A 21,244-nucleotide genomic window follows, 5' to 3' on the forward strand; every position below is an offset into this window, starting at 1 on the left:
AGGTGCTCCTGGCACGGCAGTCAAAAGCGGTGCCGGATCAGCGTCACGACCGTCACGCCGGTCAGGCGCCCGAGGTCGACGGGGTCGCCAGTGGCGACGTCGGTCAGCTCGACACCCGTGAGCGGGGTGTCGACGGTCTGTTCACGCACGGGCGTCCTCGTTCTCGGTGGTGGTGACGGTCGGAAGTGCGGTGGTGGGCAGCACCCGGCAGGCGGCCGGGGGGAGCTGGAGGTGGACGCGGTCGCCCGCCTCGACGGGGACGGCGGGTGCCACGGTCGCGGTGAGCACCGTTCCGGCCGCGACCGCGACGACGGTGCGGTGGGTGCCGCGGAACCGCGTCTCGCGCACGGTGGCGGTGACGGTGTTCGGGGGGCCGTCGGCGCCGAGCAGGCGCACGGTCTCGGGGCGGACGACGAGTACCCCGGGCCCGTCGGGTGCGGGACGGCCGAGCTGCAGCTCGCCGAGCGGGCACGTGAACGCCGACCCGGTCGCGGTGCCGGGGACCTCGTTGGTCGCGCCGAAGAACCGGGCGGCGGCCAGCGTCGGCGGGTCGGTGTAGAACGACGACGGCGTCCCGGCGCCCTCGACCCGGCCGTCGAGCATGAGCACCACGGCGTCGGCGAGGTCGACCGCCTCCTGCTGGTCGTGGGTCACGAACAGCATGGTGATCGACAGCTCCCGCTGCACCCGGCGGACCAGCTCCCGCATCCGGTGCCGCAGCTCGGCGTCGAGCGCGGAGAACGGCTCGTCGAGCAGCAGCACCCGCGGGTCGAGCACCAGCGCCCTGGCCAGCGCCACCCGCTGCTCCTGCCCGCCGGACAGCTCCCCGACCCGGCGCCCGGCCAGCTCCGGCAGCCCGACGAGCTCCAGCATCTCCGCCACCCGCCGGCGCCGCGCCGCCCGCCCGGCCCCGCGCATCCGCAGCCCGAACGCGACGTTGTCGCCGACGGTGAGATGGCCGAACAGCAGCGGCTTCTGGAACACCATGCCCACCGGCCGGCGCTCGGCGGGCGTCGCGGTGAGGGAGATCCCGTCGACGCTCACCTCGCCCGCGCCCGCGGTGAGCAGCCCGGCGACGACCTTGAGCACCGTGGTCTTGCCGCAGCCCGACGGGCCGAGCAGCGCGGTCAGCGTGCCCGCGGGCACGGCCAGGTCGATCCCGTCGACGACCGGGACGCCCGGTTCGTAGGCCACCCGCAGCCCGTCGACGACCAGCTCCCCGCCCCTCCGGGGCTCGTGAGCGGAAATCGTGGTCCTGACCGCGGTTTCCGCGCACGGGCGGCGCAGCCGCATCACAGGCGGCCGAACCCGACGACGGCCGCCCGGTCCCCGGTGAGCAACCGCGCGGTGAGCCCCACCAGCAGCAGCGGCGGCGCGGCGATCACCAGCGACAGCGCCGCCGCCGCGGTGAGGTCGGCCGAGCCGATGGCGGCGAACAGCAGCAGCGGCAGCGTCGCCACGGTGCCCCCGCCGATCAGCAGGGTGAGGATGTACTCGCTCCAGGAGATCAGGAACGCGAACAGCGCGGCCACGGCCAAGCCCGGGGCGACGGCGGGCAGCGTCACGTGCCGCAGCCGGCGCAGCGGGCCGGCGCCGAGGACCCGCCCGGCGTCCTCGACGTCCGGGTCGAACGACGCGAACGACGCCGCCATCACCAGGCTCGCGTAGGGGACCGTCGGGATCAGCTGCACCAGCACCACCCCGGCAACGGTGTCGGCGAGGCCGTAGCGGATGAAGAACACCTGGATGCCCAGGGTCACCGCCAGCGTCGGGACGAGCACCGGGGCGAGGAGCAGCAGCTGGACCGCCCGCCGCCCCCGGAACGCGTACAGCCCGAGCGCCCGGCCGGCCGCCGCCCCGACGAGCGTCGCCACCGCGGCCACGCTCGACGCGATCAGCACGGAGGTGCCCAGCGCGGAGCGGACGGCGTCGTCGCCCAGCAGGGCGAGGCCGCGACCGGAGAAGGTCGGCAGCAGCGCGGGATAACGGAACTCGCCCGCCACCGCCCACAGCAGCAGCGGGACCAGTGGCGCGAGCAGCCCGACGGCGAGCAGGCCGGCGCCCGCCCCACGCCTCACCGCCGCAGCCGTTCGCTCAGCGACAGGTACGCCACCGCGCAGGCCCCGACGAGCAGCGCGGTGACCACGGCGATCGCCATCGCGAGCGGCCGCGCGGACAGGTCCGGGTCGCGGAACTGCTGGTAGGCCACCACCGGCAGGGTCGCCGGGAAGGGGCGCCCGAGCAGGAACGGCACCTCGTAGGAGCCGAGGGTGAAGGCGAACACCAGCACCGACGCCGCGGCGACCGCGGGTGCCAGCACCGGGGCGAGCACGTGCCGCATCCGCTGCGCGGCGGTTGCGCCGAGCGCGCGGGCGGCGTCCTCCAGCTCGGCCACCCCCGACGACAGCGCGGCCAGCACCACGACGGCCACGAACGGCGCCTCCTTCCACATGTAGGACCCGATGATCCCCCAGCCGAACGCGTCCTGGGTCAGCGCCGGGAACCCCGACGGGTCCTCGACCAGCCCGAGCGCGGCCGCGACCCGCGACAGCGCGCCGCTCTGCCCGAGCAGCAGGATCATCGCCAGCGCGGCGACGGCATGCGGCAGCGGCAGCGTCACCTGCACCAGTGCCGCGAACCGTCGCCGGTGCCGGCCCAGCGACCGCACCAGCAGCGCGGCGGCCGTCCCGAGCACCGCGGCCGCCGCGGTGGAGATCAGCGCGACCCGCAGCGTGATCCCGATCGACGCGCGAACGGCCGGGTCGGCCCACAGCGCGCGGTAGGCGTCGAGCGAGAGCTCCCGGCCGGGGAGGAACGGCTGGTAGCCGAGGCTCTGCGCCACGGCCTGCGCGAGCCCGCCGCCGAACAGCCCGACGACGACCACCAGCGCGGGCGTGAGCAGCAGCGCGATGCGCAGCCCGCGGGGCAGCCGGGCCGGGCGTGTCGCCAGGCTCACCGCTGCAGCACCTGCGCCGTCCATCCGTCGTCGACCGCCGCGGCCTGCTCGGCGCCGAGTTCGGGGACCGCGCGGGCGGTCAGCTCGGTGAGCGGCAGGACCGACGGGCCGAGGTCGACGGCAGCGAACTGCGCGCGGAGGTCGGCAGGCACCCGGTCGAGGTCGATCACCGGGTAGATCCCGCCGTCGGCGTAGAACCGCAGCTGCGTCCGCGGGTCCTGCAGCAGGTTCGCCAGCACCAGCGCGGCGGCCCGGTCGGCGGCGTCGGCGGCGATCGCGAGGTAGCTGGTGTTCGCGATGTTCCCGACGTCCGGCACGGTCGTGCGGGTGCCCGCCGGGAAGACGCCGTCGGCGACCTTCGACGACACGGTGCCCGGGCCGTAGGTGAAGTAGGCGGAGATCTCGCCGGAGGCGTAGAGCTGCTCCACGGCGTCCTGGCTGGTCGGATAGGTCTCCCCGCCCCGCCACAGAGCGGGCTCCAGCTCGTCGAGGCGGGTCCACAGCTCGTCGGCGAGCGCCGGGTCGAGCGGGCCGGTGAGCGCGGCGGGGTCACCCGCGGTGTCGTAGAGGAAGGTCCGCACGGCCATCGAGCCTGTGAAGTCCGGCGGGGCCGGGTAGGTGAAACGGCCCGGGTTGGCCCGCGCCCAGCCGGTCAGGGCGGTGAGCGAGGCGACGTCGGCCGCACCCAGCGCGGCGCTGTCGTAGACGAGCGCGGAATTGGCCTGCTGCCAGGCCGCCTCGCAACCGTCGACGGGCACCCCGAAGTCGGTGGCCACCGCGGGCGCGGTGAGGTCCACGTACTGCGCGTTCGGCAGCTGCTCGGGGTACCCGCAGGCCCATAGGTCGGCCTGCCTGCCGGTGGCGAAGTTCTCCCCGTTGATCCAGATCGCGTCGACCGTGCCGGACCCGGCCCGACCGGCCTGGCGCTCGGCGAGGACCTTGTTCACCGCGTCGCCGGTGTCGGCCACCGACACCACGTTCAGCGTCACCCCGAACTCCTCGGCCAGCCGCGGGGCGACGTAGCCCCCCACCACGGCGTTGATCGCCTCGTCGCCGGTGTACATGTACCAGTCCAGCGTGGTGCCGCGGGCCTGCTCGAGCACGGCGGGCCAGTCCGCGGCGTCGGGTGCCGCGGGGCCGGTCGGCGCGGGTGCGGCGCACGCGGTCAGCAACGCGGTGGCACCGCAGAGCAGGGCGACGAGTCGGCGCACGTCAGGGCCTCCGTGGGGCGCAGGGGGAGCCCGGCCGGTCTCGCTCGGCCGGTGTGGGTCGGGAGGGGAACCCGGCGGGCGGGCAGATGCTTCCGCCTTCGGGGAAGAGATCCACCCGCGGTGCGGGTTCCGATCGGTGTGGACGACGACCCTTCCGACGACAGCTCCGCGCCCGGCGACCGGACCGACCGATGGTGGATCCGCCCGCTGGTGCTGGTGGCCCTGCTCGGGATCGGGGTGGCCGTGGCCGTCTCGGTCGGGATCCCGCCGGTCGAGGACGTCCGGGCCTGGGTGGCCGCGGCGGGCTGGGCCGGCCCGGTCGTCTACGCGGGCCTCTACGCGGTGCTGGCCCTCACTCCCGCCCCGGCCACCGTGCTCAGCATCGCCGCCGGGGTGCTGTTCGGGCTGGCCGGCGGGCTCGCCGTCGTCATGGCCGGGGCCCTGCTGAGCGCGGTCGGGGCGTTCGGGCTGTCCCGCGGCCTGGGACGGCGCGCGGTGGAGCGGGTCGACAGCGACCGGCTGCGCCGCCTCGACGCGCTGCTGCGCCGTCGCGGCCTGCTCGCCGTGATCGGTGTGCGGCTGGTTCCGCTGCTGCCGTTCAATGCGCTCAACTACCTGTGCGGCCTCACCGCCGTCCGTACCCGCGACTACGTCGTGGGCACCGCGGTCGGGATCCTGCCCGGGGCCACTGCCTTCGTCGCGATCGGCGCGTTCGGAACCGAGCCGGGCTCGCTGCCGTTCCTGCTCGCCGTCGGTGGGCTCGTCGCGTTGTCGGTAGCCGGGCTCGTCGTCGCCCGACGCCGCCGCGCCGAACCGGCCACCTGATGTTCGACGCCCGCGCCCGCCGGCTGCTGGAACGCCCGCTGGACCGCGCGGCCGGCGCGCTCGACGTCCCCGCCGTCACCCCGGACCGGATCACCGCCGCCGGGCTGGTGCTCGGCCTGGGCAGCGCCGCGACCGCCGCAACCGGCTGGTGGACCGCGGCGGTGCTGCTGTGGCTGGTCTCCCGGCTCGCCGACGGGCTGGACGGCCCGCTCGCCCGGCGCCGGCGTCGTACCGCTCAGGCCGCGGGGGCCGGCGCCCGAGGAGAGGGCGACGCGGGAGCGGGCGGGTTCTTCGACATCACCGCCGACTTCACCGTCTACGGCGCCACCGTGGTGGGGGTCGGGATCGGAAGTGGCGGCCCGCTATGGCCGTTCCTGCTGGTGCTGCTCGCCTACTACGTCAACGGGACGGCCTTCCTGGCCTTCTCCTCCATCGCCGAGCGCTCCGGGCGCGCCCTCGACGACGGCCGGTCGCTGTCGTTCCTCGGTGGCCTCGCCGAGGGCGGCGAGACGATCCTGGTGCACACCCTGTGGCTGCTGCTGCCGTTCTGGGCGCCGCAGATCGCGGTGGTGTGGGCCGCGGTGGTGGGCGTGAGCGCCGCCCACCGGATCGTGGCGGGTTACCGCGCGCTGCGGTGAGACCCCGCGCCCCGGTCCAGCCAGCGGCGGCGCAGCGCGGTGGCCGTGTGTGTGGCGCGCTGCGCTACCGGTCCGGCCAGCTGCTCGCGGACCTCGGCGACGGCGGCGTTCCACGGGCCGTCGCCCCAGGTGGGATAGGGGTGCATGACCCCGGCCAGGTCCCGGGCCCGCAGTCCCCGGTGGACGGCCAGGGTGAGCTCGGCCAGGGTCTCCCCCGCCCGCGGGCCGACGACTGTCGCCCCGACGACGCGGCCGCGCCGGTCGAGCACCAGCCGGGTGAAACCCATGGTGCGGCCCTCGACGATCGCCCGATCGACCTCGTCGTGCCACCGGGTGCGGGTGGTCGTGCCGGGGGAGCCCGCGGGCACCCCGACCGACGCGACCTCCGGGGAGGTGAACGTGACGCGCGGGATCGCGGTGACCTCGGCGGCCCGACGCACCCCCAGCACCGCGTTGGACGCCGCAGTCGATCCGTGCACCCCCGCGACGTGGGTGAACTGCGGGTGGCCGGTGACGTCCCCGGCCGCCCAGATCCGCGGGTTGCCGGTGCGCAGGTGCGCGTCGACGGCGACGAACCCCCGGTCGTCGGTGGCGACACCGGCCGCGGCGAGCCCGAGGCCGCCGGTGTCGGGGCGGCGGCCCACGGCGACGAGCACCCGGTCCGCGGGGATCCGGCGCCCGTCGCCGAGCACCACCTCGGCCCCGTCCACCGCGGTGACAGGGGTCCCGGTCAGTACCGTCGCGCCGTCGCGGGCCAGCGCGTCGGCCACCAACCGGGCGGCGTCGGGGTCCTCGTTGCCCAGGATCCGCTCGGCGGCCTCGACGATCGTGACGGTGCTGCCGAGGCGGGCGAAGGCCTGTCCCAGCTCGCAGCCGATCGTGCCGCCGCCGAGCACGACGAGCCGGTCGGGCCGCTCGGTGAGGTCCCACACCGAGTCGCTGGTCAGCGGGTCGGCCTCGGCGAGCCCGGGGATCGGTGGGATCGCCGGGTCGGATCCGGTGGCGACCAGCGCCTGCCGGAACCGCAGCTGCCGGCCGTCGACCTCGGCCGTCGCCGATCCGGTGAACATCGCTGTCCCGGCCGCGTACACGACATCCGCAGCGCGCATCGCCTCCGGCGAGTCCACGGGCTCGATCGTCGCGATCGCGGCCCGCACGTGGGCCATCACCTCGTCGAACGCGACCCGGACCCCGTCGACGTGCACCCCGAGCCGGGCGGCGCCGCGGGCGTCCGCCGCGGCCGACGCCGCGGCGAGCAACGCTTTGCTCGGGACGCAGCCCGTCCACAGGCAGTCCCCGCCAGGGCGCTCGCGCTCCACCATCAGTACCGAAGCCCCGAACGACGCGGCCGTGCGCGCCCCGACCAGGCCCGCGGTGCCGCCGCCGATAACGAGCAGGTCCCATGCGCTCCCATCGGGCGGCGGCGGGAGGGCTGATGAGGTCATCGGGTTCCGTTCCGGCGGCGGGCGGTGGGCATCGGGAGCAGTACGGTCAACTCGGCGTTCTCCTTCGGGTCCAGCAGGCTGTGCTGCACGCAGGCCGGGACGAGCGTCCCGGTCTCGGGGTGGGCCATCGCGTAGTGGCACGCGGCCAGCCGTTCCTGGGTCTCCCGCAGCCGCGGGTCGTCGCTCACGATGCCCTGCTGCGTGAGCTCCCAGGCGGGTGCGACGTCGACGGCGTCCATGAACCGGTGCATCACGAACGTCACCGGGCGGGCGCCGTGGCGCAGTAGCGGTCGTAGCCCGACCCTGCGCACCGTGCGCACCGCCCAGCCGAGCGCCACGGCCAGGACGCGCGGGTGCCGCGCCACCAGCCGCGCCAGCTTCACCGCCAGCAGCGGCCGGGGTGTGGCGGCGAACCCGATCCCGGAGAGCCGGCGGAAGACCTCGTCCCGGACGCGCAGGTCGCGGGGATCGGCGCCGTCGAGCACCGGGTACCAGCGCGGCCCAACGACGAACCCGTAGGCGGTGCGGTTGCAGCGCACGTCGCCGTTCTCGAACACCCGGTGATCGAGCCGGGTGCCGGCCCCGCGCTCGATCTGCGCCCACACCGCGTCGGCACTCACGTCCCCGGCGCGGTACTCCTCGCGCCAGCGCCGGTCGTCGCCGACGAAGGCGGCAGGCTGGAACGACAGCATGCCGAACCCCATCGCCCCTACCTCCCGGACGACGTCGGCCACCTGCCCCACATTGGCCGGGGTGACCGTCATGTTGTGCGCCAGGAACGAGCGCACCCCGTGTTCGCGGCGCAGCCGGGCGAACCGCGCGACGAACTGGCGCCGGTACGGGTGCAGCGACGTCTCGTCGGGCGGGCGCGGGATGCCGCGGCGGCCGAACATTAACGAGTCGAAGTGCCCCGCGAACGACACCCGGTCCAGCCGCCTGCGCCCGTCCGGGCCCAGGACGAGCCGGTCGAGGTAGTCGTCGTCGATGTCGCCGTGGGTCATGCTCATCGGCTCGCGCCCGTGCCGGCGCATGATCAGCAGCGCCGCGGCGTGGTCGTCGGGCGGCAGCAGCGTCACCTCGCCGCCGATGAGCTGCGCGTGCGCCCGCGGCCCGCGCAGCCGTTGCAGCACGGCCATCTGTGCCTGCACCTGCTCGCGGGTGTGCGCGCCGTCGACGCGGACCCGGTTGGCGTCGCGCGAGTGGTAGCAGGGCGTGCAGGCGAGGTTGCAGGCCGGGAACACGCCGTGTGTGCCCTCGCACCCCGGCCCGAACCGGCCCAGCACCTGGCCCGGGGTCTTCACCACGTCGGGCAGCTCCGCCCAGCGATGCGCCAGCACCGCGGCGAACGCGGGGTCGGCGGGCCGGGTCCGCCGCTCCCACTCGCGTAACCGATCGAACACGTCGTGATCCCTTTCCTGCGCCGACGGTGGTGGTCGCGCAGGGAACCCGGGCCGGGTCACCGATCTTCCACGAACTCTCAGCCGCGCGACTCGCAGTAGGACTTCAGCCCCTGAAGGCCGTCCTCGATCGCCGGACCGAGGGTGCCCGCGACCTCGTCGGGGGTGACCTCGGTGCTGTAGACGACCAGGCTGACGCCGCCCTGCTCGAGCACGTCGACCGTGCCGAGGTGCGACTCCACCGGGACCCCGCCGCCGACGATCCGGTACTGGAAGCGGCGCAGGTCGGCGTCGTTGGTGACGATCTCCTCGTCGAGCGGGACGTCGCCGTCGAGCATGCAGTGCCGCTCGCCGCCACCAGCCTCCGAGGTCTTCACCATCGGGAACCACGCCGAGATGCTGCCGGCGTCGCTCACCACCGACCACACCTCGTCGGCCGGACGGTCGATCGTCAGGTGGGTACGCAGGGTTGCCATTAGATACTGCTCCTTCTTCTCGGGTGTTGCGTCATCGTTCAGCGGGCGGGCAGAGCCGTGAGAGCCTTGGCCACGTCCACCAGGTCGTCGCCGAGCACGTCGGCGGGGGTGAAGATCTCCGCGTAGTGCCGCTCCAGCCGCCCCGCCCACCCGGTGGTGAGCCCGGCGGCGTGGGCGCCGTGGCAGTCGAAGGCGTGCACCGCCACCAGCGCCACCTCCTGCGCCGGACGTCCGATCCGGGTCAGCGCGTGCTCGTAGACCGCACGCGGCGGCTTCCACATCCGCACGTCGGCGACGCTGATCACCTGGTCGACGAACCGGTCCAGGCCGCTGCGGCCCAGGAACGCCTCGGTGGTCTCCCGTGCCCCGTTGCTCAGGCACACCACCGAGATGCCGGCGTCGGTGAGCACCTGCATCGCCTGCTCGGCGTCGGGCTGGGCGGGCAGCGTCGCGAACCCGTCCATCACGTGCGCCACGTCCTCGTCGGAAAGCCGACCGCCGCCGATCACCCGCAACGCGGCCTGGCCGACCGCGGGGAACGGTTCGTAGTCCCCGGCCAGGGTCAACGCCATGCCGTCGCGCAGCATCCGGTCGAACCAGCGCTCCAGCGTCGAGGCGTGCAGCCCGATCTCGACGAACCGTCGGCGCAACGGCTCCAGCGAGATCAGGGTCTCCACGACGTCGAAGGCGACAGTGTGCGGGCGGTGGACCACGGGGGCTCCTTCTGCAGGACATGTTGGGCGGAGCGAGGATCCACCCCGGACGCGGTGGCCGCTGACCAGAGCAGGGAACCCGCCTACACCGGCCCCCAATCAGGGAATGTCAGCGAGATGACACCATCGGAGTGTGGAGTTCAGCCGGTGGTCGGAGGCGCTGAGGACCGCCCGCGCCGGATCGGTGACCGCTGACGCCACCGTCCGCGACGCGGCGTGGGTCGCGCGCTGCGTCGGGCGGGGCGCCAACGCACCGCTCGCCCCGGCCGACGTGGCCGCGCTGGCCGCGACCCTGCAACCCGTCGACCTGGCCGCCGGGCAGCCGCTGTTCGGCACGTCGACCAGGTCCGACCCCGGGGTCTGGATCATCCGGTCGGGCCAGGTCGAGCTCAGCGTCGCCTCCGGGAGCAACCGGGTCGTGGTCGGGGTGCTCCGCCCCGGCGACGTCGAGGGCGACATCCCGCTGCTGCTCGGCCTGCCCCTGCCCTACGCCGCGCGCGCCGTCGACCCGGTCACCTGCCTGCACCTGCGCCCCGCGGACTTCGAGAACCTGCTCGCCCGGCACCCCGCGATCGCCCGCCGGTGGCTCTCCAGCGTCGCGCAACGCCTCGCCGCCAGCCACGAACGGCTCATCGCCCTGCTCGGCCGACCGCTGCCCGCCCAGCTGGCCGGGCTGCTGCTCGACGAAGCGGATCACGACCCGGACGGCAACGGGGTGGTGCGCCTGCCGCAACGCACCCTGGCCGCGATGCTCGGCGTCGCCCGACCCTCGCTCAACAAGATCCTCAAGGACTTCGAGCGAAACGGGCACGTCGAGGTCGGCTACTCCTCGGTGCGACTGAACGACGTCGCGGCTCTCCGGCGGATCCGGTCGGCCTGAACCTGTCGGCTCGCTGACACTGCCGGTGTGGTCCTCGGCCGGTCCCGGTTACCCCGGTAGTACGAGCACGACAGTCGACGACCCAGGAGTCACCATGCCCCGCGTTCCCGTCCACACCCTCGACGACGCCCCCGAGCAGACCCGACCCACGCTCGAGACGCTGAGCAAGAAGATGGGCACGCTGCTCAACATCCACGGCGAGATGGCCCACTCCCCCGTCGTCCTCGCCACCTACGCCGCCATGCAGGAGGCCATCGCCGCCCACGGCACCTTCGACGGCAAGACCCGCGAGGCCATCGCCCTCGCCGTCGGAGCGGCCGACAACTGCGACTACTGCCAGTCCGCGCACACCCTCGGCGGCAAGGCCGCGGGCCTCGACGCCGACACGATGCTGGCCGCCCGGGCCGGGCGGCCGACCGGTGACGACCGGCTCGACGCCCTGCTCGCCGTCGTCCGCGAGGCCACCCTCGACGTTGGCGCCGTGCAGGACAGCACCTGGAAGCAGGCCCAAGCCGCCGGCTGGAGCGACCAGGAGCTCACCGAGGCGTTCGCTCACATCGGCGCCAACCTCTACACCAACTACTTCAACCACTACGTCGGCACCGAGCTCGACGTCCCCCAGGCCCCGGCCGCCTGACCCCGAGCATCAGCCCGGCCCCGGTCGTCCGCTGCGGACGACCGGGGTTCCGCTCTATGACGAGTAGCCGCGGCCCCCACGACCTCGTTCGGGAAGGAACCCCATGGCAGATGACGGGTACAACTACGTCGACTTCGCCGAGCACGTGGAGCACGGCGGCCTGGCCGGTTTCGACCGATTCGCCGACCGGATGCACGCCGGGTCGAGGGCACCGTCGTTCCCCCTGACCCGCCTCGACGACGGCACGACCACGGAGCTGGACCAGCTGTGGCGGCGCACGCCCACGGTGCTGGAGTTCGGCTCGTTCACTTGACCGTACTGCTCCGCAGAGGGTCCTCTGCTCGACGATCTCGCTGCGCGCTACCCCGAGCTGAACTGGCTGTTCATCTACACCCACGAGGCACATCCCGGTGAGCGCGTGCCCCACCACGACAGCTTCGAGACCAAGCTCGCGAACGCCCGCCTGCTGCGCGACGAGGTCGGGATCAGCCGGCCGATCCTGGTCGACGACCTGCCCGGCACCGCGCACCGGGCCTACGGCGGTCTGCCCAACATGACCTGGGTGGTCGACCGCGGCGGCACGATTGCCTACAAGGCGAGCTGGACGAGCGCAGCAGGCGTCGAGTCGTTCGTCAAGCGCTACGTCCATGCCCGGCGCGACCGACCCACCGGTGCCCGGATCGGTCCGTATCACACCGAGCAGCTCGAGTGGCGTGCGATCGACCGAGAGGCGTTCCTGGGTCGACTTGAGCGTAACGGCCCGGCCGCCGTCGAGCAGTGGCACCGCGCAGGTCTCGAACGCAACACGTAGCCGCGCGCCGGCGAGCCCGGCCCTCCACCCACCGCAGCTCCGGTGTCGTCGACACACCTCGCAGGAATGACCGCGCAGGAATGACAGTGCCTCGGGTCGGGTTCCGAGGCGGTGACACTTGCCCGACACACCATCGGCGGCGCCGGAGCCCCGCTCGCCGCCCACCTCGACCTGCCGGCGCGGCCACCGCTGGGGCTCGCCCTGCTGGCGCACTGCTTCACCTGCACCAAGGACCACAAGGCCACGGCGCGGACCGCCCGCGGCCTCACCGCCCGCGGCATCGGGGTGCTCCGCCTGGACTTCACCGGGCTGGGCGAGTCCGGCGGGGAGTTCGGCGACTCGACGTTCTCGATGAACGTCGAGGACCTCGTTCGGGCCGCCGACTGGCTGCGGGCCGAGGTCGGCGCCCCGACCCTGCTCGTCGGGCACTCGCTGGGCGGCGCCGCCGTCATCGCTGCGGCCGCCCGGATCCCGGAGGTCCGGGCCGTGGCGACGATCGGCGCCCCGTTCTCCCCCGACCACGTGACGCACCTGTTCGAACCACACCCGTTCGGCGCGGCCCGTCCAGAGATTGAAGCCGGCGGGACCGCCGTGGTGCACATCGGCGGACGCCCGTTCCAGGTCCGGCGCACCTTCCTCGACGACATCGCCGACCAGCCCCAACACAGCCGCCTCGCCGCGCTCGACCGCCCGCTGCTGGTGCTGCACGCCCCCGACGACGACATCGTCGACGTCGGCAACGCCCGGTCGATCCTCGACGCCGCGGGGCCGACGGCGTCGTTCGTCGCCCTCGACGGCGCCGACCACCTGCTCACCCGCGCCGCCGACGCCGACCGGGTCGCCGCCCTCATCTCCACCTGGGCCGCGCCCTACCTCGACCAGGTCCAGCTCGACCAGACGGCCCCCGAGCCGGGCACCGTCGAGGTGAGCGAGAACGGTGCCGGCCGGTTCACCCAGCGCATCCGCACCGCGCAGCACGAGTGGTCGGCCGACGAACCGCCGTCCGCCGGTGGTCTCGGCAGCGCCCCCGACCCCTACCAGCTGCTGCTCTCCGCTCTCGGGGCGTGCACGACCATGACCATGCGGATGTACGCCGAACGCAAGGGGTGGGACCTGCGGCGCAGCACCGTGACCCTCACCCACGACAAGCTGTACGCCGCGGACTGCGTCTCCTGCGAGACCGACATCGGCAGACTCGACCGGATCGTCCGCGAGATCCACCTCGACGGAGAGCTCGACGACACCCAGCGCGCGGCGTTGCTCGCGATCGCCGACCGCTGCCCGGTGCACCGCACCCTGCACTCCGAGATCGTCGTCGAGACCGACGCGGTGTGACCGATGAGCACCGACAGCGGTTGGGTCCGACCGTCACCCGGTGACGTGCCGGCGCTCCGGCGTCCACGCGGGTTCGCATCCCTCTGTCGCCTCCGCCGGGGCGCACGAAACACCCGAGTCGTGCCGGTGATTCCGATCCGCCCGACCTGAGCCGGAAGGTGTGAAAGACGCCATCGACACCGAAGACGACAGAGTCGATCCGGGTTCCTGGGGTGTGGGTCACCGAAATCCCGCAGCGGGATGAAGTGTCCGGCAACCCGGACACCGCCCGTCCCAGAACCACGGAAGGACATCCTCACATGCGTATCGTCACGCGTTCTCTCGTCGCATCGGCCGTCGCTGTGCCGCTGCTGTTCGTCGGCACCGGAGCCGCCTTCGCCTCCGAGGACACCTTCGCCAACGTCGGCGTCGACACCGAGACCAGCCTCAGCGCGAGCTACGACAGCGACCGCTACGACGACAACAACGGCGTCCTCGGCGACCTCGTCGGCGACGACGACAACCGCTACTCCGACAACGACGACAGCTACGACGACGACATTCTGGGGGACCTCCTGAGCAACGACGACGACAACGACAACAACGACGACATCCTGGGCGGGCTCCTGGGCTGATCGCCGCCACACCCTCGCTCCGGGGCCCGGCCAACCAGGCCGGGCCCCGGGGCGCGGCCCGTCTCACCCCCACCAGCACAGGATCGCGGTCCGCGTGGACATGCAGGACGACACCCAAGACATCACCGGCGGCAGTCGAGGCGAGCTGTTCCGGCGCCACGTCGTGCCACACATCCCGGCCCTGCTCGCCGGCGCCCGCGCACTGACCGCCCAGCCCGCCGACGCCGAGGACCTCGTCCAGGACACCCTGGTCCGCGCCTACCGCTCGGTCGACCGCTTCGACGGCGCCCACCCCCGCGCCTGGCTGATGACCATCATGCGCAACGCGGGCGCCAACAGCCACCGAGCCTGGCGGCCCGACCTGCTCACCGACCCCGGCACCGACCTCGACGACATCGACGAGGCCGCCCCTACGGACTCCGCCGAGAGCACCGTCCTCGGCGCAGAGTTCGACCACACCGTGCGACAGGCCTTCCGCAGACTCACCGCGCACCAGCAGGCCGCCGTCACCCTCATCGACGTCGAAGGCCTCAGCCACGCCCAGGCCGCCCGCCGCCTCGGCATCCCCGAGGGCACCGTGATGAGCCGACTGCACTCCGCCCGCACCCGAATGCGACGCCTGCTCGCCGCCGCCGGCACAGTCCCGAAACAAGGTGACACCCTGTGAGCCTCTGGTCCCGCCTGTCCTATCGCGCGCGCTGCTCCCCGATCTCCCGCAGCCGGTGCCGCCGCGCAAGCCGACTCCTGCAACACCATCTCGACGGCACCCTCGACGCCCACGACACCGCCCTCCTGCGAGACCACCTCGAGCGGTGCAGGCAATGTGGGCTGGAAGCCGAAGTCCACGACCAGATCCGGCGCGCACTGGTGCGCGGCGCCCAAGCGCCCGACGCCGCAGCAGTCCACCGTCTCGAGGAGTTCGCGGCGCAGCTGCTCGACGACGACACCGTCGGGTGAACGCGGACCGCGGTTCACCGTTCCAGGGCGAGCCGGTCGTCGCGCCGGTGAACCTGCCGTCGGGCGACCGGGTGAAGCTCAGTCGGCGCCCGTGGAATCACCGGGTGTGGTCACGCCGCGGCCGGGCGGACGCCGGTCCATCCGATGGCGGCGGCGAGCAGCAGCAGGGCGCCGCCGAGGGCGTAGACCGCCTGGATGCCGAGGGCAGCGGCGAGCAGTCCGCCGACGAGCAGCGAGACCAGCCGCCCGAGCTGCCAGAGCATGTCTAAGCCGGCGAAGATCCGTCCGCGGAGGGCGTCGGGGGTGTGGGACTGGAGCAGGGAGTTGAAGGTGACCGCGCCGGTCGAGGTGCCCAGCCCGTAGGCGGCGAGCGCGACCAGCGCCAGCGGCAGCGCGGTGAAGACGGCCAGGACGACGTCGACCACGCCGCGCAGGACGTAGGGGCCGAACACGAACACCGGACGGCGGGGATCGTCGACCAGCCGGGTCAGCAGGAACGGGCCGAGCACCGCGCCGACACCGATGGCGCCGAGCAGCAGCCCGTACCCCGACGGGGCGACGGCGAGGTGGTCGCGGGCCAGCACCACCAGCAGCGCGCTGGTCGCGCCGGCGGACAGCGCCGCGAGCAGCTGCCCGGCCGCCAGCACCCGCAGCAGCCGGTCGCCGGTGAGGACCCGCAGCCCGGCGGCGGCGTCGGCGAGGAACCCCCGCCGTTCGGTCGAGGGTGGTGGTGCGGGTAGGCGCAGCCCGATGAGCAGGACGGCGCTGACGGCGAAGCTGGCGGCGTTGATCCCGAACGCCGGCCCGGCCCCGAACGCGGCGTAGAGGACCCCCCGCAGCCGGGGCGAGCGCGATCTGCGAGAGCACCGCGGCGGTCCAGATCCCGCTGTTCGCGGCCACCAGCTCGTGGTCGCGGACCAGGGTCGGCAGGGCGCTGTTCGCGGCCGGGTTGAACAGCACCGCGCCGACCGAGAGCCCGAACGCGATCACGTACACGGCGACCACGTTGTCCCCGACGACGATCAGCGCCGCTGCCAGCACGCCGCGCCACAGGTCCGCGGCGACCATCACCAACACCCGCGGGAGCCGGTCGACCAGCGTGCCGGCCAGCGGGGCGAGCAGCAGCACCGGGGCGATCTCGGCGAACACGACCGCGCTGACCCCCAGCGCCGAGCCGGTCAGGTCGAACACCAGCAACACCAGCGCCACGGTGGCGAACACGTCCCCGGCCTGCGAGGCCGTGCGGGCCGACCAGAGTCGCCGGTAGCCCGGCCGGGCGAACACCGCGCGCAGCCCGACCCGGGCCGGCGAGCCACCGGTCATGTCGCCGCCGCACACGACCAACCGCGGAGCGGTCCGGGGCTCGACTCAGCCCGAGTTCTGTGTCGCCGGGTCCCGTCGCGCCCGGTTCCGTCCCGACGCCATCCGGGTGCAGGTTCGATCACAGGTCGGAGGGATGGACCGTGCCCAGCAGGCGCCCGTCCGGGTCGGCGACGATCGCGTAGGTCAACCTCTTGTCGATGAGCCGGTCCTTGATCGCGGCGACGGGTTCGTGCGGGCGCAGCGTCGACGGCCCGGCCTCCATCACCTCACCGACCGCCCGGGCGGGATCGGTGTCGTCGAGGACGGCGGCGCGCAACCGCCCGAGCAGGATGCCATCGACGGTGGTGACCAGCGCGAAGCGGTGTGCGGATCGGGCGACCCGGGCCCGGACCTGCGAGATGGGCTCGTCCGGCCGGGCGGTGGTCACCTGTTGGCGCAGGTGCCGCCCGATCGTCGGGGCGTCGGCGGCGGTTCCCTCGACCGGCTGGTTGCGGGCGAGCCAGTCGACCTTGCCCGGCACGTAGTCGTAGACCTGGGTGAATCCGAGCGTGGCGAGCCGGCACGCGGCTCGTGGGCTCATGTCTCAAAGGGCGTCCCAGCAGTACACGATCACCGGCCGCGCGGGGTCCAGACCGGCGGTGGTGGCGGCGTCGAGGATCTTGAGCGGGATGTTGACCGCGCCGGGCAGGTGCATCTCGGTGTACTCGCCCGCGGGTAGGACCTCGACCAGCTGGGCGCCGTCGTCGAGCAGCCGGCGCAGCGCCGGGTAGAGAACCGGTGTCATGGTGGGACCTTCCTGGATGTGAGACGGGATGTTTCGGTGGGGAAGATCAGGGTGTCCAGCGCGCACCACGTGTAGAGCGCCTGGCCGTCCACGGTGAACCGGTGCGGGGTCTCGCGCAGCGTGATCCCGTGCCCGAGCACCGCGCCGGTCTCGTCGTACTCGGTGTCCGCCAGCCGGCCCATCGCGTCCGCCCCAGTGGTGGAGCTGACGGTCTCGCCGAGCCTGGTCGCGAGATGATCGACGTCGATACTCATCACACGAACGTCCCTTCTGAGGTTCGGGGAGCCTGAGCGGCGGGGTCAGGCGCAGCAGGAGGTCGGCATCTCGTTGCGGAACAACCCGGCCGCGATCCGCAGGCTCTCGGCCATCGTCAGATACGGCGCCCAGGTATCCGCGATCTCGTCGACGGTCATGCGAGCCTTGATCGCATAGGTGGCGGCGAGCATGAACTCCCCGGCGCCGGCGGCCGCGGCGTGCACCCCGAGCAACCTGCCGGTGTCGGCGTCGGCGACGAGCTTCACCACGCCGCGGGTGTCGCGGTTGGCCAGGGCGCGGGGCACATCGGCCAGGGTCAGCGCCCGGCACTTGCAGCGATAGCCGGTGGCCAGCGCCTGCGCCTCGGTGAGCCCGGCCGTGCCGAGCTGCGGGCGGGTGAACACCACCCCGGGCATCCCGGTGAAATCGACCGTGGCCGGGCGCGACCCGGCCGCGCCGGTGGCGTTGAGCGCGGCCACCCGCCCGGTCGCGGCGGCGACGTAGACGTACTGCGGGGCCCCGGACACGTCACCGGCGGCATAGATCCGCGGGTTCGAGGTGGCCTGCTGGGCGTCGACCACGACGAAGCCGCGGTCGTCGGTCTTCACCCCGCCCGCGTCCAGGTCGAGCGCGGCGGTACGCGGGGCGCGCCCGGTCGCTACCAGCAACCGGGCCCCGCGCGCCCGTCGCCCGCCGCGGGTGAGGACGTCGACCTGGCCGTTCACGGTCTCGACCGCGACCGCGCGGTCCTCGATCACGGTGATCCCGTCGTCGGCGAACACCCCGCGCAGCGCGTCGGCGACCTCGGGCTCGGCGGCCGGGGCGAGGCGCCCGACCAGGGTGACCCGGGCGCCGAGGTGGGCGAACAGCTGCGCCTGCTCCATCCCCACGTAGCCGCCGCCGATCACCACCAGCGACTCGGGCAACCCGGGCTGCTCCATCGCGGTGGTCGAGGTCAACCAGTCGACCTCGTCGAGGCCGGGCAGGTCCGGAGGCGCCAGCTCGGCGCCGGTCGCGACCAGATACGCCCGCGCCGACAGCGGTGTCCCGTCGACGGCGAGGGTGTCGGCGTCGAGGAAACGCGCGCGACCGGGCCGGACCTCGAACCCGTACGCGTCGGCGACGTCGGCGTACTTGGCCCGGCGCAGCCGCCCGACCAGCTCGTCCTTCTGCCCGACCAGCGCCGCGAAATCCACCCCGGCGGCCGAGGTCGGCGCGCCGGGGAACGGGTTGACCAGCGCGCCGTGCCGGGCCTCGGCCGCGGCCAGCAGCGTCTTCGACGGCACACACCCGACGTTCACACACGTCCCGCCCAGCATGGCCTGCTCGACGAGCACCACGGACCTGCCGGCCTGCCGGGCCGTGATCGCCGCGGCCATCGCCGCCCCACCGGAACCGATCACGGCCAGGTCGAGCAATGAGGTGTCGATCATGTGGGACCTCCGGCAGTCCATGCGGTGTGCCGAGCCGGCGCGTGGTGCACGGTCGGGTTCGGCGGATGGGGCGAACACGGCACCATTCCATGCGCTTACCCGAATGTATGTTAGCGTCTGACATTCGGCAAAGCGGATGCATCTACGGGAGGGCCGACGCATGGCCGGTAGCTCGGGCACGACCGCCCGGCCAGACTCGGCGACAGCTGCCACGTCGCCGTTGCTCGGTGGGCGCGGCGAACAGGTGGGGATGGTCGCGAAGTTCTTCCGCGCGCTGGGGGACCCGACCCGGCTGCGACTGCTGGAGTTCCTGCTCGCCGGCGAGCACACCGTCAGCGAGTGCGTCACCCATGTCGGGCTGTCCCAGGGCCGGGTGTCGGTGCACCTGGCGTGTCTGGCCGACTGCGGCTACGTCGCCGCCCGCCGCGAGGGCCGGTTCACCCACTACCGGGTGCTCGACCCGCGGGTGGCCGACCTGGTCGTGCTGGCCCGAGCCCTTGCCTCGGACAACTGCGCCGCGCTGGCCGCCTGCGCACGCATCGCACCCCCCACCTGAGAAGGACGACCCCTCCCGCCATGTCTGTCGACCCCACCGACCACTCGCTGCGGGACTCCCTCGGTATCGCCGCGATCGCCGGACTGGCGGTGCTGTGTTGCGCCGGGCCGGCCCTGCTCACCGTCGGTGTCCTCGGAGGCCTCGGGGCGTGGCTGATCAACCCCTGGCTGATCGGCGCCGCGGCGCTGCTCACCCTCGGCGTGGTCGGCCGGCGAGTGCGCCACCGCCGGCGGTGCGGCCCGCGGTGAGCTCTGCGTCTCGCCGACCCAGCAGTACTGGTCGACCTGGGCTCGTAGTCCTCCGTCGGCCCCCTCCCACTGCGCCCGCGGCCCAATGAGTCACCCCACGCGCACATCGGCCGGGGACGGTGAGCCCCACCGGCCTGTACCCGGCGGCCACCGCGCCGGCAGCCCGGTGCAGGCCGGGCCGACCCCGCGGGCTCGCGCGTCTGCTCGACGACGGGACGCCGGCCGCACGCGGAAGGTGTCAGCGCACTGACAGAAGGTGCCTCGCCACGGGGTGGAGCGGGTTCTCCCCCTGAGGGAACCGCGAACAGGCCGCGGGAACTGTAGCGATGGGAGAGCAGATGGACCGGCAGGAGTACGACGTCATCGTGATCGGTGGCGGGTCGACCGGGGAGAACGCGGCCTGGTACGCCCGGCACAACGGGTTGACCGCGGCGGTGGTGGAGAGCGAGCTGATCGGCGGCGAGTGCTCCTACTGGGCGTGCATGCCCAGCAAGGCCCTGCTGCGCCCCGGCGAGGCGCTCGCCGCCGCCCGCCGGGTACCCGCCGCCGCGAACGCGGTCACCGGCGGAGTCGACGTGGCGAAGGCGCTGTCCACCCGGGACGCGTTCAGCAGCGGCTGGGACGACGGTCCGCAGGCCGACTGGCTCGCGAACATCGACGTCGACGTCGTCCGCGGGCGCGGCCGGCTCACCGGCGAGCGGGCCGTCGAGGTCACCGCCGCGGACGGCACCACGACCGCGCTCACCGCTCGCAAGGCCGTCGTCGTCGCGACCGGCACCGCCGCCGCGATCCCCCCGGTCGACGGGCTGCGTGACATCGCGGTGTGGGACAACCGCGACGTGACCGCGGCCAAGCAGATCCCGCGCCGGCTGCTCGTGCTCGGCGGTGGCGTGGTCGGCACCGAGATGGCGCAGGCCTACCGTTGGCTGGGCGCCGAGGAGGTCACGATCGTCGAGCAGGCCGACCGGCTGCTGTCCCAGGAGGAGCCGTTCGTCGGCGCCGAGCTTGCCGACGCGCTCACCGCGCAGGGGATCACCGTGCGAACCGGAGCCCGGGCGCAACGCGCCGCCCGCCCTGCCCCGGACGGCCCGGTCACCCTGGTCCTCGACGACGGCACCGAGCTCACCGCCGACGAGCTGCTCGTCGCCGCGGGCCGCCGGGCCAACACCGACGACATCGGCCTGGAGACCCTCGGGTTGACCGCCGGCGGATACCTCGACACCGACGACCAGCTCCGCGTGCGCGGCGTCGACGGCGGCTGGCTCTACGCCGCGGGCGACGTCAACGGGCGCGCGCTGCTCACCCACCAGGGCAAGTACCAAGCCCGCCTGGTCGGCGACATCATCGCCGGGCACGACCGGGCCGCCTGGGCCGACCATGTCGCCGTGCCCCGGGTGAGCTTCACCGACCCGCAGGTCGCCGCCGTCGGCCGCACCGAGCAGCAGGCCCGCGAGGCGGGCCTCGACATCCGCACCGTGCGCTACGACATCGGCTCCACCGCGGCCGGCGCGCTGGCGGGCAAGGGCGTGCACGGCACCGCGCAGCTGGTCATCGACACCACCCGCCGGGTGGTCGTCGGCGCGACGTTCGTCGGCCCAGGCGTCGGTGAGCTGCTGCACGCGGCGACCATCGCCATCGTCGGGCAGGTGCCGCTGGACACGCTCTGGCACGCCGTACCCGCTTTCCCGACCCTGAGCGAGGTGTGGCTGCGGCTGCTGGAGGCCGAGCGCGGGGTGTCCTGACCGGCGGG

The 21,244-nt window shown here is 73.7% G+C and carries 26 protein-coding genes and 1 pseudogene; 12 read left to right on the forward strand and 15 right to left on the reverse strand.

Translation table 11 applies throughout. The features are described from left to right. Positions 1–20 precede the first annotated feature (20 nt). From AB7F12_RS03875 to AB7F12_RS03895, 5 genes are all read right to left on the reverse strand, one after another. Entirely contained in the window at positions 21–149 is a 129-nt protein-coding gene (locus AB7F12_RS03875; RefSeq protein ID WP_428516562.1) for a hypothetical protein, read from the reverse strand. Further along, positions 142–1,194, reverse strand: coding sequence for an ABC transporter ATP-binding protein (locus AB7F12_RS03880; protein WP_428516560.1), 1,053 nt, complete (start codon positions 1,192–1,194; stop codon positions 142–144). Before AB7F12_RS03880 ends, AB7F12_RS03875 begins: the two co-directional genes overlap by 8 nt. A gap of 98 nt (positions 1,195–1,292) precedes the next feature. Beyond that, on the reverse strand, positions 1,293–2,078 hold the full coding sequence (locus AB7F12_RS03885) for an ABC transporter permease (protein WP_428516558.1): 786 nt from the start codon (positions 2,076–2,078) through the stop codon (positions 1,293–1,295). Beyond that, entirely contained in the window at positions 2,075–2,956 is an 882-nt protein-coding gene (locus AB7F12_RS03890) for an ABC transporter permease subunit (RefSeq protein WP_428516556.1), read from the reverse strand. Before AB7F12_RS03890 ends, AB7F12_RS03885 begins: the two co-directional genes overlap by 4 nt. Next, entirely contained in the window at positions 2,953–4,167 is a 1,215-nt protein-coding gene (locus tag AB7F12_RS03895) for an ABC transporter substrate-binding protein (RefSeq protein ID WP_428516554.1), read from the reverse strand. The genes AB7F12_RS03890 and AB7F12_RS03895 overlap by 4 nt, the downstream gene beginning before the upstream one ends. A 120-nt stretch (positions 4,168–4,287) precedes the next feature. On the opposite strand from AB7F12_RS03895, the gene AB7F12_RS03900 reads away from it, so the two are divergent. Beyond that, entirely contained in the window at positions 4,288–4,992 is a 705-nt protein-coding gene (locus AB7F12_RS03900; protein ID WP_428516552.1) for a TVP38/TMEM64 family protein, read from the forward strand. After that, positions 4,992–5,630, forward strand: coding sequence for a hypothetical protein (locus tag AB7F12_RS03905; protein WP_428516551.1), 639 nt, complete (start codon positions 4,992–4,994; stop codon positions 5,628–5,630). Before AB7F12_RS03900 ends, AB7F12_RS03905 begins: the two co-directional genes overlap by 1 nt. On the opposite strand, the gene AB7F12_RS03910 is transcribed toward AB7F12_RS03905, so the two are convergent. The 4 genes from AB7F12_RS03910 to AB7F12_RS03925 form a co-directional block, all read right to left on the reverse strand. After that, the gene (locus tag AB7F12_RS03910; RefSeq protein WP_428516549.1) at positions 5,612–7,075 is read right to left on the reverse strand and encodes a dihydrolipoyl dehydrogenase family protein; all 1,464 of its coding nucleotides are present in this window, start codon (positions 7,073–7,075) and stop codon (positions 5,612–5,614) included. The two genes, AB7F12_RS03905 and AB7F12_RS03910, sit on opposite strands and share 19 nt — an antisense overlap. Further along, complete coding sequence (locus tag AB7F12_RS03915) at positions 7,072–8,475, reverse strand: radical SAM protein (protein ID WP_428516547.1); 1,404 nt, start codon at positions 8,473–8,475, stop codon at positions 7,072–7,074. The genes AB7F12_RS03910 and AB7F12_RS03915 overlap by 4 nt, the downstream gene beginning before the upstream one ends. Positions 8,476–8,552: 77 nt before the next feature. After that, on the reverse strand, positions 8,553–8,948 hold the full coding sequence (locus tag AB7F12_RS03920; RefSeq protein ID WP_428516545.1) for an SRPBCC family protein: 396 nt from the start codon (positions 8,946–8,948) through the stop codon (positions 8,553–8,555). Between the two features lie 38 nt (positions 8,949–8,986). After that, complete coding sequence (locus tag AB7F12_RS03925) at positions 8,987–9,661, reverse strand: haloacid dehalogenase type II (protein WP_428516543.1); 675 nt, start codon at positions 9,659–9,661, stop codon at positions 8,987–8,989. 133 nt (positions 9,662–9,794) lie between these two features. Here AB7F12_RS03925 and AB7F12_RS03930 point away from each other — a divergent pair, with 133 nt between their 5' ends. The 7 genes from AB7F12_RS03930 (at position 9,795) to AB7F12_RS03960 (ending at position 14,895) form a co-directional block, all read left to right on the forward strand. Continuing rightward, the gene (locus AB7F12_RS03930; RefSeq protein ID WP_428516541.1) at positions 9,795–10,541 is read left to right on the forward strand and encodes a Crp/Fnr family transcriptional regulator; all 747 of its coding nucleotides are present in this window, start codon (positions 9,795–9,797) and stop codon (positions 10,539–10,541) included. Positions 10,542–10,635: 94 nt separating this feature from the next. Next, positions 10,636–11,178: a carboxymuconolactone decarboxylase family protein gene (locus tag AB7F12_RS03935; protein WP_428516539.1), complete on the forward strand. Its 543-nt coding sequence runs from the start codon at positions 10,636–10,638 to the stop codon at positions 11,176–11,178. A 103-nt stretch (positions 11,179–11,281) separates the two neighbouring features. Then, entirely contained in the window at positions 11,282–11,989 is a 708-nt protein-coding gene (locus tag AB7F12_RS03940; RefSeq protein WP_428500302.1) for a TlpA family protein disulfide reductase, read from the forward strand. 111 nt (positions 11,990–12,100) lie between these two features. Further along, positions 12,101–13,324 (forward strand): bifunctional alpha/beta hydrolase/OsmC family protein, encoded by a 1,224-nt coding sequence (locus AB7F12_RS03945; protein WP_428500303.1) that lies wholly within the window; start codon positions 12,101–12,103, stop codon positions 13,322–13,324. A 299-nt stretch (positions 13,325–13,623) separates the two neighbouring features. Then, positions 13,624–13,938, forward strand: a complete 315-nt coding sequence (locus AB7F12_RS03950; protein WP_428500304.1) for a hypothetical protein — start codon at positions 13,624–13,626, stop codon at positions 13,936–13,938. Between the two features lie 100 nt (positions 13,939–14,038). After that, positions 14,039–14,605, forward strand: coding sequence for an RNA polymerase sigma factor (locus AB7F12_RS03955; RefSeq protein WP_428500338.1), 567 nt, complete (start codon positions 14,039–14,041; stop codon positions 14,603–14,605). Then, positions 14,602–14,895 carry a zf-HC2 domain-containing protein gene (locus AB7F12_RS03960; protein ID WP_428500305.1) on the forward strand — a complete coding sequence of 98 codons (294 nt, stop codon included), beginning with the start codon at positions 14,602–14,604 and terminating at the stop codon, positions 14,893–14,895. The genes AB7F12_RS03955 and AB7F12_RS03960 overlap by 4 nt, the downstream gene beginning before the upstream one ends. 110 nt (positions 14,896–15,005) lie before the next feature. On the opposite strand, the gene AB7F12_RS03965 is transcribed toward AB7F12_RS03960, so the two are convergent. The 6 genes and pseudogenes from AB7F12_RS03965 to merA form a co-directional block, all read right to left on the reverse strand. Then, the gene (locus AB7F12_RS03965) at positions 15,006–15,734 is read right to left on the reverse strand and encodes an MFS transporter (RefSeq protein WP_428500339.1); all 729 of its coding nucleotides are present in this window, start codon (positions 15,732–15,734) and stop codon (positions 15,006–15,008) included. A 109-nt stretch (positions 15,735–15,843) separates the two neighbouring features. Next, positions 15,844–16,218 (reverse strand): annotated as a pseudogene (locus AB7F12_RS03970) (MFS transporter); the annotation flags it as partial. A gap of 118 nt (positions 16,219–16,336) precedes the next feature. After that, positions 16,337–16,798 carry a CBS domain-containing protein gene (locus AB7F12_RS03975; protein WP_428500306.1) on the reverse strand — a complete coding sequence of 154 codons (462 nt, stop codon included), beginning with the start codon at positions 16,796–16,798 and terminating at the stop codon, positions 16,337–16,339. A gap of 3 nt (positions 16,799–16,801) precedes the next feature. Continuing rightward, positions 16,802–17,002 (reverse strand): rhodanese-like domain-containing protein, encoded by a 201-nt coding sequence (locus AB7F12_RS03980; RefSeq protein WP_428500307.1) that lies wholly within the window; start codon positions 17,000–17,002, stop codon positions 16,802–16,804. Further along, a complete protein-coding gene (gene merB, locus AB7F12_RS03985; protein WP_428500308.1) occupies positions 16,999–17,256 on the reverse strand; it encodes an organomercurial lyase in 258 nt (85 codons plus the stop codon). The genes AB7F12_RS03980 and merB overlap by 4 nt, the downstream gene beginning before the upstream one ends. A gap of 45 nt (positions 17,257–17,301) precedes the next feature. Further along, on the reverse strand, positions 17,302–18,690 hold the full coding sequence (gene merA / locus AB7F12_RS03990; protein WP_428500309.1) for a mercury(II) reductase: 1,389 nt from the start codon (positions 18,688–18,690) through the stop codon (positions 17,302–17,304). A 250-nt stretch (positions 18,691–18,940) separates the two neighbouring features. Between merA and AB7F12_RS03995 the strand changes: the two genes are divergently transcribed. From AB7F12_RS03995 to AB7F12_RS04005, 3 genes are all read left to right on the forward strand, one after another. Next, complete coding sequence (locus tag AB7F12_RS03995) at positions 18,941–19,246, forward strand: ArsR/SmtB family transcription factor (protein ID WP_428500310.1); 306 nt, start codon at positions 18,941–18,943, stop codon at positions 19,244–19,246. 20 nt (positions 19,247–19,266) lie between these two features. After that, positions 19,267–19,494: a hypothetical protein gene (locus AB7F12_RS04000; RefSeq protein WP_428500311.1), complete on the forward strand. Its 228-nt coding sequence runs from the start codon at positions 19,267–19,269 to the stop codon at positions 19,492–19,494. A 326-nt stretch (positions 19,495–19,820) separates the two neighbouring features. Beyond that, positions 19,821–21,236, forward strand: coding sequence for a dihydrolipoyl dehydrogenase family protein (locus AB7F12_RS04005; RefSeq protein WP_428500312.1), 1,416 nt, complete (start codon positions 19,821–19,823; stop codon positions 21,234–21,236). Positions 21,237–21,244 lie beyond the last annotated feature (8 nt).

Origin of the sequence: Pseudonocardia sp., from assembly GCF_050250275.1 — a bacterium.
Lineage (GTDB): Bacteria > Actinomycetota > Actinomycetes > Mycobacteriales > Pseudonocardiaceae > Pseudonocardia.